This is a genomic window from Hymenobacter terrenus (genome assembly GCF_000972495.1).
GTDB lineage: Bacteria > Bacteroidota > Bacteroidia > Cytophagales > Hymenobacteraceae > Hymenobacter > Hymenobacter terrenus.
The window spans coordinates 27671-43068 of the sequence record NZ_LATM01000014.1 but is presented as its reverse complement, the minus strand read 5'-3'; the positions used below and the strand labels follow the sequence as shown (position 1 = coordinate 43068).

Below are 15398 nucleotides of genomic sequence, written 5' to 3'. Positions count from 1 at the left end.
AGCCAGGGCTTTTTTTAGCACTACAATAAGGAGAGTGATTTACTCTTAATAAATGTAGTTGAGGGCAATGCGGTCATTAGAGTTGAAAGGCCGGTTGGTGCTGCCTAAGCAAGCGAGCATCCACGAGTTCGGGTCTTCGTTGGGATTGGTACCAGGAATTAGGATGGCGCCCACACCACCGTCGCCTTCGTTATTTTGGCTCGTTATCCGGCCGCAGCTGTAGGCCCGATTGAAGTAGTCGGTGTGGCGGAAGCCGATGGTGTGACCAATTTCGTGGGCAATAATCGTAGCCAGCGAGCCAGTGCTGCGGTTGCCAATTACGCTGGGTACCAAACGGATAACTGGGTTAGGATTGCCGCCCGATGGGAAGCCCTCCGCGCCGCCGAGTACTCCCGGACCGAGGCCTGAAGAGAAAATCAGACTAATGTCTGCGTTTGACCCCGCTGCCACGCGCCGAAACGTGAGACGCAGGCCTTCGGCATTGTAGCGGCGAATGGCTTCGTCAGTGGCCGTTGCGTAGGAGGCTGGAAATTGGTTGGATAGGCTCACGGTGATTACGCGAGGCAGCCCACGCACCACATTATTGGTGCGGTACTGCTCCTCGCCACCAATGCGTAGGAATGAACGAACGGGATTATCCGCCAGGTCCTCGTCCGATAAGATAAGGTCACCCTCTACCAGGTAGCCGCCATCAACCGGCTTTACATCTTCAGTGCTGAGACCCAACGCTTTGATTTGGCTCAGAACTTCTTGCGAAACAGCTGCGGGGGTAACTACAGCCTCTTCCTTTTTACTGCACGATGAAACAGCCAAAGCTGCGCCGACCAATGCAAACAGGGGTACCATTTTCAACTTTTTCATGTGGTTTTGGAAGTTATTAGTGAAATGATAATGGAAGGTATGATTGATTTGTCAAATCAACAATTTTAGAATCAATAATTGACAAAATTATGTACACAACAGCTATTTAATTGCGATAAAACCAATAAAAAACTAAATTCATCATCATCTCATAAAATATAGATTAAATTCTCTTGTAGTTTCACTATTCCACCTAAAGTGTGAGTAAGCGTTTGAACAGGCGCTACAAAAGCGGATGAAAAGCTAGGGCTGAGCGAAGTAGGATTCAAGCTCAGGAAGCCTTCCCAACGGTCTTTTTTGCTCAGCAGCGGTGGAACCAGCATACTCGGCGAAGCTGGCGTTGCTGTTCCCGATCAGTTTTCCGGCCTTCCCACGAAAAATTCCGCAGTTGCGCTTTTTGCAGCTGTGCCGTTTTGGTGGAGATGAGTGCTTTGGGGCATGAAATCTTCCTTACAACATTCCATTATCGCCGGAAGCCTGAATGTGCTTCCGTATTTCAGGTCTGGTCGCTTGGTGAGCCGGCGGCTCCTACTTGTTGGGCTACAATTGCTCGCCATCCATCAAGCCGGGGCCCAAGCCGTGTCGGCCGTGCGGGGCACCGTAGCTGATACCGCCGGGATGGCTGTGGAGTTAGCCACTGTTACATTGCATCGAGCGGCTGATTCGGTGGTGGTGAAATCTGAGTTTACCGATGCTCAGGGGGCATTTGGGTTTGAGCGGGCCGCGACTGGGCGCTACCTGGTGTCGGTGGCGCAGGTAGGATTTACGCGTGCCTGGAGCACTCCGATAGAAGTAGGCGCAGGCGACGGCGGGTTGCTACTACCCACCATTCGATTGCAAGTCAGCGCGGCTACGACACTACGCGAAGTCACCGTCACGGGGCAAAAGCCGCTCTTCGAGCGGCTGCCCGACCGCACCGTGGTAAACGTGGAAGGCAGCACGCTGGCGGCGGGAGCTACTTCATTGGAGGTGCTGGCCCGTGCCCCTGGCGTGACAGTGGATGCCAGCGACAACCTGGTTTTACGCGGTAAACAAGGTTTGCTGGTGCTCATTGATGGCAAACGCCAGCCCATGAGTGGCCGCGAATTAGCTGACTATCTGCGCACGCTACCCGCCGACCAGCTAAAAAATATCGAGTTGATAACCACACCTTCTGCCAAGTACGACGCGCAGGGTGGGGCCGGCATCATTGCTATCAACCTGAAAAAAGATGAACGCCTCGGCACCAATGGCAGCGTGAACGCCAGCTACGGCCGCAGCCAATACAATAAGTATGCTACTGGTCTGTCGCTCAACCATCGGCGGCAGCAGCTCGCATTTTCCGGAACCTACAGCTACGCCAACATTGAAAGAGCTAACCAACTCCGTAGCACGCGTACGTTTCTGGAAGCAGGGGCTCTTATTAGTCGGAATGAGCTAGTATACGAGCTACCAACGCGTACGCAGTCGCACAACTACCGGGTTGGGCTGGACTTCCGCCCCAAGGGACGCACCGAATTTGGGGTTGTACTGTCGGGCCTAGCCAGTCGGGCTACCATCACCAGCACCAGCCAGTCGCGGACTTTGAATGCCCAGGACCAGGAGCAAGCAGCGTATGCGGGCCGGGGCGACTTGCGCCTGACTAGGCCCAATGTGGCATTGAGCCTGCATGGTGGGCACTCCTTTGCAGACAGTACGAACAGCCCCAAGCTGACCGTAGACGCCGACGTAGCCCACTACAAGCAGCGCAGCCATCAGCTACTGAACACGGCTTACACACTGCCTATAGCCGTCTTGCTGCTCGATAATAATCAAACCGGTGAGCTAACCATCAGGTCGGTGCAGGCCGATTACCTCATGCCGTTGCCACAGGGCCGCCGATTAGAAGCCGGTATCAAAACGAGCGTGGTCAATTCAGACAACAACGTATATGCCCGTAGCACCACGAACAGCGTGAGCAGCGTCGATTTGAACCAAACCAACCGCTTCCGCTACCGTGAGAGCATTAATGCTGCTTACTTCACCATCAGCCACGTGTGGCCCGGGTTCAGCGAAAGTCTAGGCCTGCGCGTGGAGCAAACGCGCACCAATGGTCAACAAGAAATTGATAATCAGAGTTTCAAGCGAAATTATGTTCAGTTCTTCCCTAGCTTTAGTTTCAAGCGCACGTTCAATGAGCGGCACGAGTCAGCCGTGGCGCTGAGCCGGCGCATCGACCGGCCTTCGTACAGCCAACTCAATCCTTTTCGTGCCTACGCCGATGTCACGACCCTTGAGGAAGGCAACCCCAGCCTACGGCCCCAAACCAGCTACAACCTGGACCTAACCCATACTTACCGCCAACAATACAGCGCAATCCTCAGCTACAGCTACACCCGCCTCCCCATCTCCCAGGTGCTGCAACCGTTGCCCGGCAGTAGTACCATCGTGGGTCGCAATGTCAACCTAGACGCCCAGCACTACCTGGCCGCGACTCTTTCAGTGCCCGTGGAAATTGCCAAATGGTGGAGCCTCAACAACGACGTGGTGCTCTACTATAGCCGCTACCGGGGCCAGCTGGCTGGTACCGGCCTCAACCAGGGCCGCGCCGCGTATAACCTGAACTCGACCAGTGCTTTCACTTTAGGTAAAGAATGGAGTGCCGAACTGGTCGGCAGCTACCAGTCGCGCCAGCAGTACGGTTTTTTTGATATCCGGCCGCAGGGCCAGCTTACGGTTGGTGTGCAGAAGGGGCTGTGGCAGCAGCAAGGCTCCGTGAAGCTGACCGTTACGGACCTGCTCTGGACCAACGTGACCCGCATCACATCTACCTACGACAACTACCGGGACCGCCTCTACCAGCGCTTCGATTCCCGTGTGGTCAGGTTAGCCTTTACCTACCGATTCGGTAACCAAAAGCTGCCCGCCGCCCAGCAGCGCGCCGGAGCCGCCACCGAAAAAAGCCGGGCGCAATAGAAACCCGGATATTCTAACTGTGCCTGAAAGCAGCTATTACTGCTTCCTGTCTTATTGCTTGAACATGAATAGTATAAGGTTTATCCTGCTCGCAAGCCTGCTTGCGCTAGCAGCGGGCGGCTCCGTCTCCGCCCAAACCCGTAAACCCACATCGGTAGCGCGGGGTGCCGACTTCCGTTTCTACGCCGACCGGTTTGAGTGGGTGCTAAACATCGATGTGCAGCGGCTTTATCAGCGCGACAGCATTCCGCTGTACGTGGCGGAGTTTGGCGCGGGGCCGGATACGCTTGTTTTCGTGCATGGCGGCTTTGGTGCCGAGCACAGTGCCCTGTTGGACGCCTTCCTGTACCTGGCCCAAACCCATCACCTGATATTTTATGACCAGCGCGGCTCGTTGCGCTCGTACTGTCCTGATAGCCTAATCTCGCTTCCCGACCATGTGCGGGACCTGGAGCGGCTGCGCCGGGCGCTGGGCACGCCCCGGCTCAACCTGGTTGGGCATTCGATGGGCACACTCGTTGCCATGAGCTACGCCCAGGCTTATCCTAAGCGTGTAAACAGGCTGGTGATGGTGGGAGCGCTTCCGGCCAAAGTCCATAGCCAGGACAAATTATGGGAGGCCACGCAGCAGGCTCTGGCAGATACCGCCCGCAACCAGGTTATCAAACGTTACTTCACCAGTGTGCTTCATCAGAATGGGATGAGTCGCCAGGATTACCGGCAGCACAAAGGGCCCTCTTTTTCCCGTTATTACTACGTGCGGCAGTTTCTGTTCGCAGCTGCTAATATTCACCGCTTTGAGCAGTGGCGCCACGTGAAGGGATGCTACTTGTACAAGGCCGCGGCGGGCTCAGCGGCCAGCAAAACCACTCCGGCCTATTGGGATTTCACGGCCATGTTTGCCAAATTACCCGTCGCGGCTACCATCATTCACGGCCGTCAGGATTTCATTCCTATTCAGCTGCATCGGGACTACCGCTAATGCCGACGGTTAAGCTCATCGAAATAGACCAGGCGGCCCACCTGCCGTGGATAGACAATGAGCCCGCATTTCGAGCGGCAATGCGGCAAGCGCTGAAGTAAGTAAGAATGGGAGGTCCATCGAGAAAACCCTTTAAGTTTGGCTTTTCACACTGCTGCTCATGACAAAGCTGTTCTTACTCAAGCCAGACTTTCTCGATGAAAAGATAGGCCCAGGCGGCCGCCCCTACTATTGCCCACACTGCGCGATGATTGAAGGTGTTTTGAGCTACTACCCCAGCTTGAGGCAAGTACTAGCTATCACGCACCTTGATTTCCCTCGGCCTCGGCGTGAACTGGTTGACCTAGTGGGTGAAGAAAACCAAGGCTGTCCGGCGCTGATCATCCAAAAGGAAGAAAATGCTGACATCGACACGAGTTACTTCACAGCTTATGGCGACTTCCTCCTGGTCAACTCCGCGCTTTTTATTGCCAGGTATTTGGCGGATAAACACCAGGTAGGAGCCCCGCACCCGTGAACACAATTTGCAAGCCCTGCGGTGGGGCTGTGAGGGACTCCCGAGCATGCCATACAGGAAGCTTGCCACCCGAAATCGCCGCTAACAGCGTTCATCTACTATTATGCGTCAGAAACTGTTTGTACTTGCGCTGCTGTTCGGGCTGGCAATGTTTGCCGCCATCTTCGTTCGCCTGATGATAGCGGAAGATGCCGCGCATTTCCGTTTATTTGATGCGCCCTACTGGTTTTTTCTGCAATTTCTGATTGGCGTGGCGCTGTTTAATGCTTTGGACCGCTGGATGGTGCGGCGTGGCCGTAAGCAGCACACCGTAGCCTATTACGTGCGGCTATTTTTACTGGGCGGGGTCGGGTTTATCATAGCTGGTACTGCTATGTTATGGGTGGTAGAATATCTGGTGCATGATTTTGTTCCGCTGACCAATTGGTATCGGGAAGTACAGGTTGTTGCCATACAACTCTACCTCTACCTGCTGTTCGCCAGCACGTATCTGCTGGCGCGTTACTTCCAGCAGGAGAATGAGATTCAGCTGCGCTTACAGACTGTGGAAAAAGAGCGGGCTCAAGCTAAACTACGGGCCATGCGCCAGCACATCAACCCCCACTTCCTGTTCAATAACCTCAACGTGCTGTCGGCGCTGATTGAGCCCGCCAACGAGCCCGCCCACCAGTACCTGGCCCATCTGTCTGCGCTGTACCGGCACTTGCTCAAACACCACGACCAGGAGGTTATTCCGCTGCGCGACGAGCTGGCGTTTGCCAACGACATGGTGTATTTGCTGCGCATCCGGTTTGGGGCGGCCTATGATTTTCAGGAGCACATCCTGAGCCAGGAGAGCCTGACCGAGGGCCTGATTCCACCCGGTATTTTGCAGGAGCTACTCCACAACGCGGTGAAACATAACGATGCCAGCCCGGCTCGTCCGCTTACCATTACCCTGACCGTCAGCCAGAATTTGGTGGCCGTGCGCAACGACCTGCGGCCCGGTGCCGATGCCTCCGGCACGGGCTTCGGCTTGGCCAACCTGCGTGAGCGGGTGCGTGTCATTACCGATACGCCGGTTGAAGTAGAGCGTACGGCGGCGGCCTTTACTGTGCGCGTGCCCATTACTCGCCTTTTGCCCCTGGTCCGGTGAATATTCTTATCCTGGAAGACGAGCAGCCTGCTGCCGAGAAGCTGTGCGCTTTCGTGCGGCAGTATGATGCCGACGCCACGGTAGTCGCCGTGTTGGCGCACGTGCAGGAGGCGCGGGAGTGGCTGCGTACGCATCCTCAGCCCGACCTTGTGTTGTCCGATATCGAGCTGCTCGGCGGCAACGTATTTCCCCTTTATCAGGAACGACTCATTGCCTGCCCGGTTATTTTCACCACTGCCTACGACACATTCTTTGTGCAGGCATTCGAGCAGAACGGTATTGCCTACCTGCTCAAGCCCTTTCAGTACGCGCAGTTCTGCGGCGCGATGCAGAAGTACGAGCAGCTCCGCCGCACCTTCCAGCAAGACCTGATTCACCGGCTGGCGGCTGGCTTGCAGCCCGCGCGGAGAGCGTACAAGCAACGTTTCGTTATCAAAACCAAAGGGGGCATCGTGCTGCTGGAAACCAAGGACATTGCCTACGTGCAAATCAAAAATGGCCTAACGCACGCGTACGACTGGCAAAACCGGAGCTACCTGCTGGCCGAAAGCCTCAACCAATTAGAAGAACTACTCGACCCCGCCGAGTTCTTCCGCCTGAACCGGGGCGAAATTGTGCATATTAATGCCATTGAGCGGCTGGAAACCCACTTCAACGACGCGCTAGCCGTGAAGCTTAAAAACCGCGACCTTACGCTCATTGCCAGCGCCAGCCGCACGCCGGAACTGCGGAGGTGGCTGAATGGATTATAGCTGCTGAACTAGGCGAAAGCATCCCGTAGATGCCGCCCACGTCTAGCTGAAGAGCCACCCAAATGAGCCTCTGGTCACTCAGTCAGAGGCTTTCGGGTAAAATTTGAGGAGCGCGAGATGCCCCGTAAAAGGTCCTTTTTAAGCGCAAACCTTTCGACCTGCCAAAGGGGTTATCTTTGCTAGATTCCGACTTTTCGGCGGCCCGGATAAAGCGCCGCTTTACACATAGATTCTTTCAGCCTTATGGCTTGTTCAAGTTGTTCCACCGGTGGCGGCTGCGGCACCACCAAAGTAGGCGGCTGCGGTTCCAAGGGGGGCTGTAGTTCCGGCGGCTGCACCCGCATGAACGTGTTCGATTGGCTTCAGGACGTGGAAGTGCCCGATTCTTTCGCCGGTTTTGACATCGTAGAAGTCCGTTTCAAAGGCGGGCGCAAGGAGTTTATGCGCAACGACCAGCGCCTGCCCCTCGTCACCGGCGATGCCGTGGTGGTCGATGCTGCCGGCAGCGGCTGGCACCTCGGCCACGTGAGCCTAAAGGGTGAACTAGTGCGCCTGCAAATGCGCAAGAAGAAAGTCCCCACCGACTCCAAGGAAATCCGCACCATCCTGCGCATTGCCACGCCCGACGACGTGGAGCGCTGGGAGGCCGTGCGCGACCTCGAAAACGGCACCATGTTCCGGGCCCGCGCCGTGGTGAGCGAGCTGCGCCTCCGCATGAAGCTGAGCGACGTGGAATATCAGGCTGACCGTACCCGCGCCCTGTTCTACTACTCAGCCGAAGACCGGGTCGATTTCCGGGAGCTCATCCGCCGCCTGGCCGACGAGTTTCGGGTGCGGGTGGAGATGCGCCAGATTTCTCTGCGCCAGGAGGCCGGCCGCATCGGGGGCATCGGCGTGTGCGGGCGCGAGCTGTGCTGCTCCACCTGGCTCCAGGATTTTAAAACCGTGAGCACCACCGCTGCCCGCTACCAAAACCTGAGCCTCAACCCGCAGAAGCTGGCCGGCCAGTGTGGCCGCCTCAAGTGCTGCCTTAACTACGAACTCGACGCTTACCTCGACGCCCTGAAGGATATTCCGCAGGTGCAGCGTCCCTTACAAACCACTAGAGGTGAGGCATTTTTGCAGAAAACCGACATCTTCCGCCGTCGCATGTGGTTTGCCTTCAAAGGCGACAACAACTGGGTGATGCTCGACACGGCCCGCGTGCGTGAGCTGCTCGACATGAACAAGCGCGGCGAGAAAATAGAAAATCTGCTGGCCGCCCGCGAAGAAGCCCCCGAGCCCGAAGTTTCGGCCATCGTGGAAGGCTCGCTCGACCGCCTCGACGACAAAATAAAATCGACCAGCAAGCGTAGCAAGCGCAAGAAGAAGCGGGGCGAAGCAGGAGCCGTCGCCCAGGGCGAAGCGGCCGAAGCCCGCGCCCCGCGTGAGCCCCGCGCCCCCCGCGAGTCGGGTGCGGAACCACGTGAACCTCGCGAAGGCCGGGAGCCCCGTCCCCCGCGTGAGCCGCGCGAAGGACGGCCCGGTCGCGACGGCCGGCGCCCTGCCGGGGCCGCCCCTGGTGGTCCCCGCCCCCCCGAGCAAATGACCAGCCCCGGTCCCGGTGACCCTGATAATCCGGTGCCAGCCCTGGGCGATGTGCCCGAGCAGCGCGGCCGTCGGGGAGCCGCCGCTCGTCCGCTCAATCGTCGCGGTGGGCGTGGGCGAGGCGACGCATCCCGCCCGGAGCCGAAGGACGGTGCCAAGCCAAGCGAAGCCAGCGAGCCACGCCCCCCCGGAAGCGGCCGTAACCGCCGCTCCGAGCCGAAAGACGGCACCAACCAAGGCCCGCGCCGGCCCGATGCCAATGCCACGCCCCGCCCCGCGGCCGAAGGCGGTGGTGAGCCCCGCCCCCGCCGGGAAGGCCGCGGTGGCCGTAACCGGCGCGGGGGCCGCGGCTCTGCTGGCGAAGGCTCCACACCGGGCGCTGCTCCCGCAGGCTCGTAAATATCATTGTTTTCGAATGCTACTCATAAGAAACCAACGCTTTACTTTCCGTTTGGCTACGGCCGTCGGGCTACTGTACGTGCTCAGCGGCTGCGACCCTAACCGGGTGTTTGAGCAGAATACTGACTTCCCCGACTATTCCTGGGATGTGCAGCAGAAGCCAGCTTTCACCTTCGCCATTCAAGACACGACGGCGAGCTATGACGTGTATTTCAACGTGCGCTTTGCTCCAGCTTATGGGTTCTATAATTTGTATGTGAAGCACACGCTGATGGGGCCCACCGGCCGGGTAGGCTCGCCTTTGCTTCACCAAATGCTGCTGATGGACCCCAAAACCGGGGAGCCCAAAGGCAGCGGCACCGGCGACATCTACGACCTCCAACTGCTGGCCCTGCCTAACCAGCACTTCGCCAGGCCCGGCAACTATACCCTGACCCTAGAGCAGTATATGCGGCAGGATCAGCTGCCGGGCCTCATGGCTGTGGGCGTGCGGGTGGCCCAGCATGAGGTGAAAAAGTAGCTCTGTCTTTACTGTTAGAGGTACCTCGCCTTCAACCAAACATAAAAGCCGACCCTGCTCAATGCGTGGTCGGCTTTTATGTTTGGTTGAAGGCGGAGTCGGCCGGTGTAGGCCGTCTATTGACAGCTGAATACCGTTATTGCAAGCGGGTTACATCTACTGCGTTGGGGCCTTTCTTGCCGGCTTTGATGTTGAATTGGACCCGGTCGCCTTCCTGTATTTCGTGGATTAGGCCGGTTTGGTGGACGAAGATTTCTTCCTGAGTATCGTCGGCGATGATAAAGCCGAATCCTTTGGTGTCGTTGAAAAACTTGACGGTGCCGGTAAGCATGAGCGTGGGAATGGGTAAAGATGAAGCTGGCCTCGTCCTAACGCACCCGGCCCGCTGCGGGTTGGCCCTGCGGATGGGTGCGGCCGGATGCAGTTGGGCAAAGGTAAAATGACAGCGCTGAACCGACTGACTCGTCTTCCTAAATGGTGCAGCAGATGACCGCCAAGGAAAACAACCGATTGGGGAGCGCGTATAGACGAGTAGTTTATCCATTCACTGACTATAATGCCTTCCCACGCCATGCAAAACGAAGAAACAAACCTCAATACCGAGTCTAATGACATCGCGGGCAACCGCATCGATGGGCCGGTGGGCAACACCGCCGCCAAGCCCGGCCGGCCCGGCACAGGCGTGGGAATTCCGGGTGGCCCGGCGGCAGCGTCTGCTCCGGTGACTACCCCCGACGTTGACAGTCCAGGCGCTTCCGCCTCCAGCCAGTCCTTGGTCGATTCGGAAATGAATGCGGGCCAAGGAAGCGTGGAGCCCACTGAGCCGCAGGAAAACAAAGAAGCTAATCCAGCCAGCCTGACTTCTGCCGGTACCTACGGTGGCAATTTCAGCAATAGCACCCAGGGCAGCTACCGCGACCAGAACCGCCGCGATAATCAGGACAGCGACCCGAGCCGGGGCGAGTTTGGCGTGCAAGCTGCGCGGGGAACAACCCACGGTGGCTTCGGCAACCAAAACCGGCTGGCCGATTACGAACCCCACGGCTCGGCCGAGGATAAATACTATGGCGGCCCCGGCCGCTCCGGCCATCAAGACAATGCCTACCGTGCCTACGATGGCCGCGATGAGCGTCCCGATGCCCGTATCGAATACGGGTTTGAGCTGGGCACTGCCCCTGCCAACACCTCCGGCCATGCCGCAGACCGTGGCCAAATCTGGGGTGACAGCTACGGCGGACCCAATGATGACAACCGCAACCAGCCTGACCGGACCGACCCCAATGGCGCGTATCAGAACGATAACGGTTCGGCAACGGGGCCGGACCGGGGTTACGCCAGCGACTACGGCCGAACATCCATCGGGGGCGCCGGAACTACCAGTGAAAACACGCAAAGCAATGACATGGCCGTTTCGGACCGCCGCAACCAATCCGAGGATTACCTGCCAAACCAAGCTGGCTCCGACAAGCAGGGGCGGGTAGCACAGCACCCTGGCTACTCCACCAACACGCCCGAAGTGGCGGACCAGCGCGGCCAGCGCCCCACCAGCAGCCAGGGCTATAGCGACCGGGGCCGCGAGGAGCCCCGCCGCTCCCCCGATTTTCAAACCGGCAACGACCGCAACGGCTACGTACAAGCCAACGCTGGCGACTCTGCCCAAGGTACCGGCTCGCGCGGCGGCTCCTACAACGACGCCTACGACGATAGCCAGCCCGGCAGCAAAGCCGGCTCGCCCGCGCAAGGCAACCAGCGCAGCGAAGACCGCGCCCAGAACTATGGCGCCGCCGCTCGGCAGGAAAACCGGACCGGCGACTCCAATGATGCTGACCATGGCGCTCCCCGCCGCAACGCCGGCCGCGACGGCGAAGGTGATGAGTAGGTAACTTCTAAGCCAAGCAAGCAGCCCGAAACGCAGTTTACATTTTGGACTGCTTGCTTGGCTTAGAAGTTACCTAAGACAACGCTATCGATGGATTTTTACGTCGATATCGTATTGATATCGTGGAGGTCCACCCAGGGGAATAGCGAAGAATGGCAGTGCCGTATCGTATTGGTCAGTCACGTAAAACACTAGGTCGTTGGGGGCGGGCTTGGTGGATGTGAGGCGGAAATCGAGGCTGAGGCCGTGTTCTTTCTTGGCGATGGGAAGCACGCTGCTGGTCCATTCGCCATCGCCGCTCACGGCACCAGGGTGGCCGTTTTTCGCGACGCTGAATACGTTGAGCATCGCGGCATTGTCTACATCAAAATTGCTTTGCTTGATGCTCACCACCTTGTCATTCACAAACGGGTAGAGGTGCACAGTGGTCTTGCTGCTGGTGGCCGGCACCCGGAAGCAGTACTCGTAAGTGAAGGCGTTGCCACCCTCCACGGCCACATTGGCGGTGGGGCTGGTGCTGAAAAAGTAACGGTACAGATTACCGTCGTTGCCAGTCAGTCCCTGCGCCACCATCTTGAAAACATGCCCTTTAAATTCATTGACCAATTCGCCTTCGAGCGGATTGAGCGGGCCGAAGGTGTACCAAGTGCCATCGTATTGCGGCTCGTTGCCGAAGGTCTGGCTTTTGAGCAGCCGTCCGGTGGGAGTGGGGTTGGTAGGGCGCGGGTCGCGCGCCTGCGGGCCACTGAAAGTGCCCGGACCGCCGTAGAGGCTGAACGAAGTTGTGGTATTGGCGGCCCCCTTCAAATCGTCGTTTTTGCCGCCGCAGCCGGGGTCCCACACTCGGATATAGACAGGGTCGCGCTGCTGCTCAGGGATGAGGAAGAAAAACGTCTGGCTGAAGTCGTCGTCGCCCCACTGCTTGTCTGATTGAGCACCAAAAGTTACCAGGCTCTCGACTCGTTCGCCGACATTAGGCACGGCCTGCGCCCAAACGTCATTGACTGGCACCGCCAACAAGACTGCCAATGCACTACCGTACCAAAACCCTTGCTTTCCCATCCCGCCAATATACTGAATAAGCTCGACTTGACCAGGGCCCAGCGTCATTATTGAAAGGCTTATTATTCGAAATCAATCGCTAAATTGTATGTTTACGGCCTATAACCTTCCGCGACCATGCCTGCTGTCGTCCGCGCTACCTCCGATTTTTTCGACCAGCTGACCAACGATTTGTTGCAGCTGCGCGTCGTGGCTCACCAGCGCTTTCGTCCCTTGAGCGCCGAAGAGCTGAACCGCCGTCCCAGCCCCAGCCGCTGGAGTGCCGGCCAGTGTCTGGAGCACCTCAACATTGTGGGTGGCTACTATTTACCCAGCATTGCCCGCCGCATTGCACAAGCCCAGGCCCGGGGCTCGAAGCCGGCGGCCACAGCTAAGCAGGGCTACTTCGGGCGGCGCTTTATTGAGGAGATGCGTACGCCGGCCAGCTCCAAAGCCTACACCTCGCCGCAGCGCTACGCGCCCACTGGCACCCGCCTGCCCCGTACCGTAGCCGAAGTCTTCAGCCGCCAGATTGACGAGCTGCTGCGCCTAGTGCTACTGGCCCGCCAGGTAAATGCCAATGCCATCCGCATCCCCAACGCCGTATTTCCGTTGTTGCGGCTGCGCCTCACCGACCAGCTGGAGTTCCTGGTCGTGCATATTCAGCGGCACGTGACCCAGGCTGAAGCCGTACTGGTTGGCAACGGCGTCAGCACGAGAGCCTCGGCTGCCTGAGAGCCAATAAGAAGAGCCAGGGATAGGCTGAAGAGGGTGAGGTAGCAGGGGCAGGAGCGTAGGTGTGCCTTGCCCGATTTGAGGGCTTCTTCATTTCTTACGCAATGGGCAACAGGGACTTTGAGTACTTAGTCTTATGCAGCCCTCTTACTCCCTGCGTCAGGAAAGACCGAATTTCTCTATTTGCTCGATTAGCGGCAATGTCAGGCGTCCTCTCTCAGTCAGGCTGTAGTCAACGCGGGGGGGGACCTCTCCATAAGACGTTCTGATTAACAATTCACTGTCCACCAAATCCTTCAGCTCCATAATGAGCATTCGTTCGCTGATATCGGGAATGAGCCGCTTGATTGCGCCGTACCGCAGGGTTTGCTCGCCAATCCTGTACAAAATCAGCATTTTCCACTTCCCGCCAATCAGGCTTAGCGTCCGCCGGACGGGGCATTCGGCCGGCACAGTATCTTTTTTCATTGTGTCTGAAAAATAAACCGCTGATTGTCAGTAAAAAGAATGTATGTGTTGAGTACTGCACCTTTTTGTAGGTACTTGACAAAAGTAATGTTACGAGCTGTCCTTTGCAATCAACCTTAACAAAACGCAAACACGCAGATGGACATTCCCAAAATATTTTTCGCTGATCTGTACAATGCCAATGACCCCGAGCGGGCGGCTTCGCTGGCCGAGTCATTGGCGGCCGACGACTTCGTTGACCATTCGCCCGCTTTCGGGGCCACACCCGACAAGGCCGGGTTTGTGCAGACGGTAGCTTACATCAACGCCACGTTCACGCAGCAGTATGTGGTTGAACAATATATGCAACAGGGTACTATGCACGTGGGCATTTGGCGGTCGGTTGTCCGGCATACGGGGCCGTTTATGGGCATGGCCCCGACCGGTCGGGCTTTCGACGTGCAGGGCATCACCGTCTACCAGATTGAAGACGGCAAGGTTAAGGCGCACTGGGAGCAGTTCGATGTCGTTGGCATTCTGCAAAACATCGGCATCATCAATATCAACGTCTGAACAACCAAGCTTTTCAACCATGAAAACTGTATTTGTGACAGGTGCGAACGGGCTTCAGGGAGCCGCCATCGCGGCCGAGTTAGGACACCAAGGATTTACCGTCAGGGCTCTGGAGCAGCCACAGGAGCAGGGTAGCTATTCGCCGAGGGCCGACCGCTTCGAATCTGTAGTGGGCAGTCTTGACGATGTCGATTCCCTGATTAACGGGTTTCGGGGAGCGGACCATGTGGCCTTAACGTTTCCACTAATTTTTGATACCAACCGGATTCAGCAGTTTGCTCACAACATTGTTGCGGCTCATCTTGCGGCTCCGGTCCAATCAATCGTATTCAACACCAGTATTCCTGTACCCGACCGGGCGGTTGGTGCCGTCGCGATTGATAGCAAGCGGATGACAGAGGCCATTTTTGACCAACACGAACTGCCGTACATTTCGCTGCGCCCGACGATCTATCTCGACAACTTGGCGGCCCCGTGGTCATTACCATTGGTCACGAACGAGCACATCTTGCCTTACCCGGTAGCAGTTGATGCGCGTGTTGCTTGGCTTAGCCACCATGATTTGGGCGTATTCGTTGCCGAGGCTATCAAACGCCCCCAATTAGTGGGTCAGAAATTCAACCTCGGGGGGCTGCAGCGGCTCACCGGAGACGAAGTAGCGGCCATCATCGGGGGTGTTGTTGGTCACCCGGTCCAGTTCGTGGCTGTTCCACCCGACGCGTTTGAACAGCAGTTGGCGGAATCGTTCGGTGCCGAAGCCGCGCGGGAGATTGCTAATATATACCGCTTCGTGGCTAATTACCCTGATTTTTTGCAGGCGCACGACCTGCGCGATCAGACGTTGGTTCATTTGCCCGTTTCACTACAACTGGCAGAACAATGGGCCGCACGGGTTGCGTGGCGCCCATAGCGGGTTCTCCTCTCAGTCTCATCCAAACGGGCGGATTTACATGCACAATAAGCGAAGATTACCCATCTATCCGCTTTACCTGCCGCTGGCATGGCGGGAGCAATGAGCAATAGTTCCCAGCACAGA

The 15398-nt window shown here is 57.5% G+C and carries 15 protein-coding genes; 11 read left to right on the top strand and 4 right to left on the bottom strand.

The genetic code is table 11. The features are described 5' to 3' along the window. Nucleotides 1-45: 45 nt before the first annotated feature. Nucleotides 46-861, bottom strand: a complete 816-nt coding sequence (locus tag WX88_RS16560) for a M57 family metalloprotease (protein ID WP_046245514.1) — start codon at nucleotides 859-861, stop codon at nucleotides 46-48. Nucleotides 862-1299: 438 nt separating this feature from the next. Between WX88_RS16560 and WX88_RS16555 the strand changes: the two genes are divergently transcribed. The 7 genes from WX88_RS16555 to WX88_RS16525 all read left to right on the top strand — a co-directional run bounded on the left by WX88_RS16555 (nucleotide 1300) and on the right by WX88_RS16525 (nucleotide 9687). Next, nucleotides 1300-3795 (top strand): outer membrane beta-barrel protein, encoded by a 2496-nt coding sequence (locus WX88_RS16555; protein WP_082116092.1) that lies wholly within the window; start codon nucleotides 1300-1302, stop codon nucleotides 3793-3795. A gap of 64 nt (nucleotides 3796-3859) precedes the next feature. After that, entirely contained in the window at nucleotides 3860-4777 is a 918-nt protein-coding gene (locus WX88_RS27820) for an alpha/beta fold hydrolase (protein ID WP_052732771.1), read from the top strand. A gap of 160 nt (nucleotides 4778-4937) precedes the next feature. Further along, nucleotides 4938-5294, top strand: a complete 357-nt coding sequence (locus tag WX88_RS16545) for a DUF3088 family protein (RefSeq protein ID WP_046245513.1) — start codon at nucleotides 4938-4940, stop codon at nucleotides 5292-5294. A gap of 103 nt (nucleotides 5295-5397) precedes the next feature. After that, on the top strand, nucleotides 5398-6429 hold the full coding sequence (locus WX88_RS16540) for a sensor histidine kinase (protein ID WP_046245512.1): 1032 nt from the start codon (nucleotides 5398-5400) through the stop codon (nucleotides 6427-6429). Beyond that, complete coding sequence (locus WX88_RS16535) at nucleotides 6426-7181, top strand: LytR/AlgR family response regulator transcription factor (protein WP_046245511.1); 756 nt, start codon at nucleotides 6426-6428, stop codon at nucleotides 7179-7181. The genes WX88_RS16540 and WX88_RS16535 overlap by 4 nt, the downstream gene beginning before the upstream one ends. 342 nt (nucleotides 7182-7523) lie before the next feature. Then, nucleotides 7524-9167 carry a regulatory iron-sulfur-containing complex subunit RicT gene (gene ricT, locus WX88_RS16530; RefSeq protein ID WP_046245510.1) on the top strand — a complete coding sequence of 548 codons (1644 nt, stop codon included), beginning with the start codon at nucleotides 7524-7526 and terminating at the stop codon, nucleotides 9165-9167. A 52-nt stretch (nucleotides 9168-9219) separates the two neighbouring features. Continuing rightward, nucleotides 9220-9687: a gliding motility lipoprotein GldH gene (locus WX88_RS16525; protein ID WP_231590727.1), complete on the top strand. Its 468-nt coding sequence runs from the start codon at nucleotides 9220-9222 to the stop codon at nucleotides 9685-9687. Between the two features lie 136 nt (nucleotides 9688-9823). Here the strand turns inward: WX88_RS16525 and WX88_RS16520 are convergent, their stop codons facing one another. Then, nucleotides 9824-10018: a cold-shock protein gene (locus tag WX88_RS16520; RefSeq protein ID WP_046245508.1), complete on the bottom strand. Its 195-nt coding sequence runs from the start codon at nucleotides 10016-10018 to the stop codon at nucleotides 9824-9826. A gap of 225 nt (nucleotides 10019-10243) precedes the next feature. Here WX88_RS16520 and WX88_RS16515 point away from each other — a divergent pair, with 225 nt between their 5' ends. Continuing rightward, nucleotides 10244-11566 (top strand): hypothetical protein, encoded by a 1323-nt coding sequence (locus WX88_RS16515; RefSeq protein ID WP_197076814.1) that lies wholly within the window; start codon nucleotides 10244-10246, stop codon nucleotides 11564-11566. Nucleotides 11567-11650: 84 nt separating this feature from the next. On the opposite strand, the gene WX88_RS16510 is transcribed toward WX88_RS16515, so the two are convergent. Continuing rightward, nucleotides 11651-12595: a hypothetical protein gene (locus tag WX88_RS16510; protein WP_156176201.1), complete on the bottom strand. Its 945-nt coding sequence runs from the start codon at nucleotides 12593-12595 to the stop codon at nucleotides 11651-11653. Between the two features lie 150 nt (nucleotides 12596-12745). Between WX88_RS16510 and WX88_RS16505 the strand changes: the two genes are divergently transcribed. Further along, the gene (locus tag WX88_RS16505; protein ID WP_046245506.1) at nucleotides 12746-13342 is read left to right on the top strand and encodes a DinB family protein; all 597 of its coding nucleotides are present in this window, start codon (nucleotides 12746-12748) and stop codon (nucleotides 13340-13342) included. Between the two features lie 159 nt (nucleotides 13343-13501). Here WX88_RS16505 and WX88_RS16500 read toward each other — a convergent pair whose 3' ends face one another. Next, entirely contained in the window at nucleotides 13502-13810 is a 309-nt protein-coding gene (locus WX88_RS16500) for a winged helix-turn-helix transcriptional regulator (RefSeq protein ID WP_046245505.1), read from the bottom strand. Nucleotides 13811-13948: 138 nt separating this feature from the next. Here WX88_RS16500 and WX88_RS16495 point away from each other — a divergent pair, with 138 nt between their 5' ends. Both WX88_RS16495 and WX88_RS16490 read left to right on the top strand, forming a co-directional pair. Beyond that, the gene (locus WX88_RS16495) at nucleotides 13949-14362 is read left to right on the top strand and encodes an ester cyclase (protein WP_046245504.1); all 414 of its coding nucleotides are present in this window, start codon (nucleotides 13949-13951) and stop codon (nucleotides 14360-14362) included. Between the two features lie 19 nt (nucleotides 14363-14381). Further along, nucleotides 14382-15272, top strand: coding sequence for an SDR family oxidoreductase (locus tag WX88_RS16490; RefSeq protein ID WP_046245503.1), 891 nt, complete (start codon nucleotides 14382-14384; stop codon nucleotides 15270-15272). Nucleotides 15273-15398 lie beyond the last annotated feature (126 nt).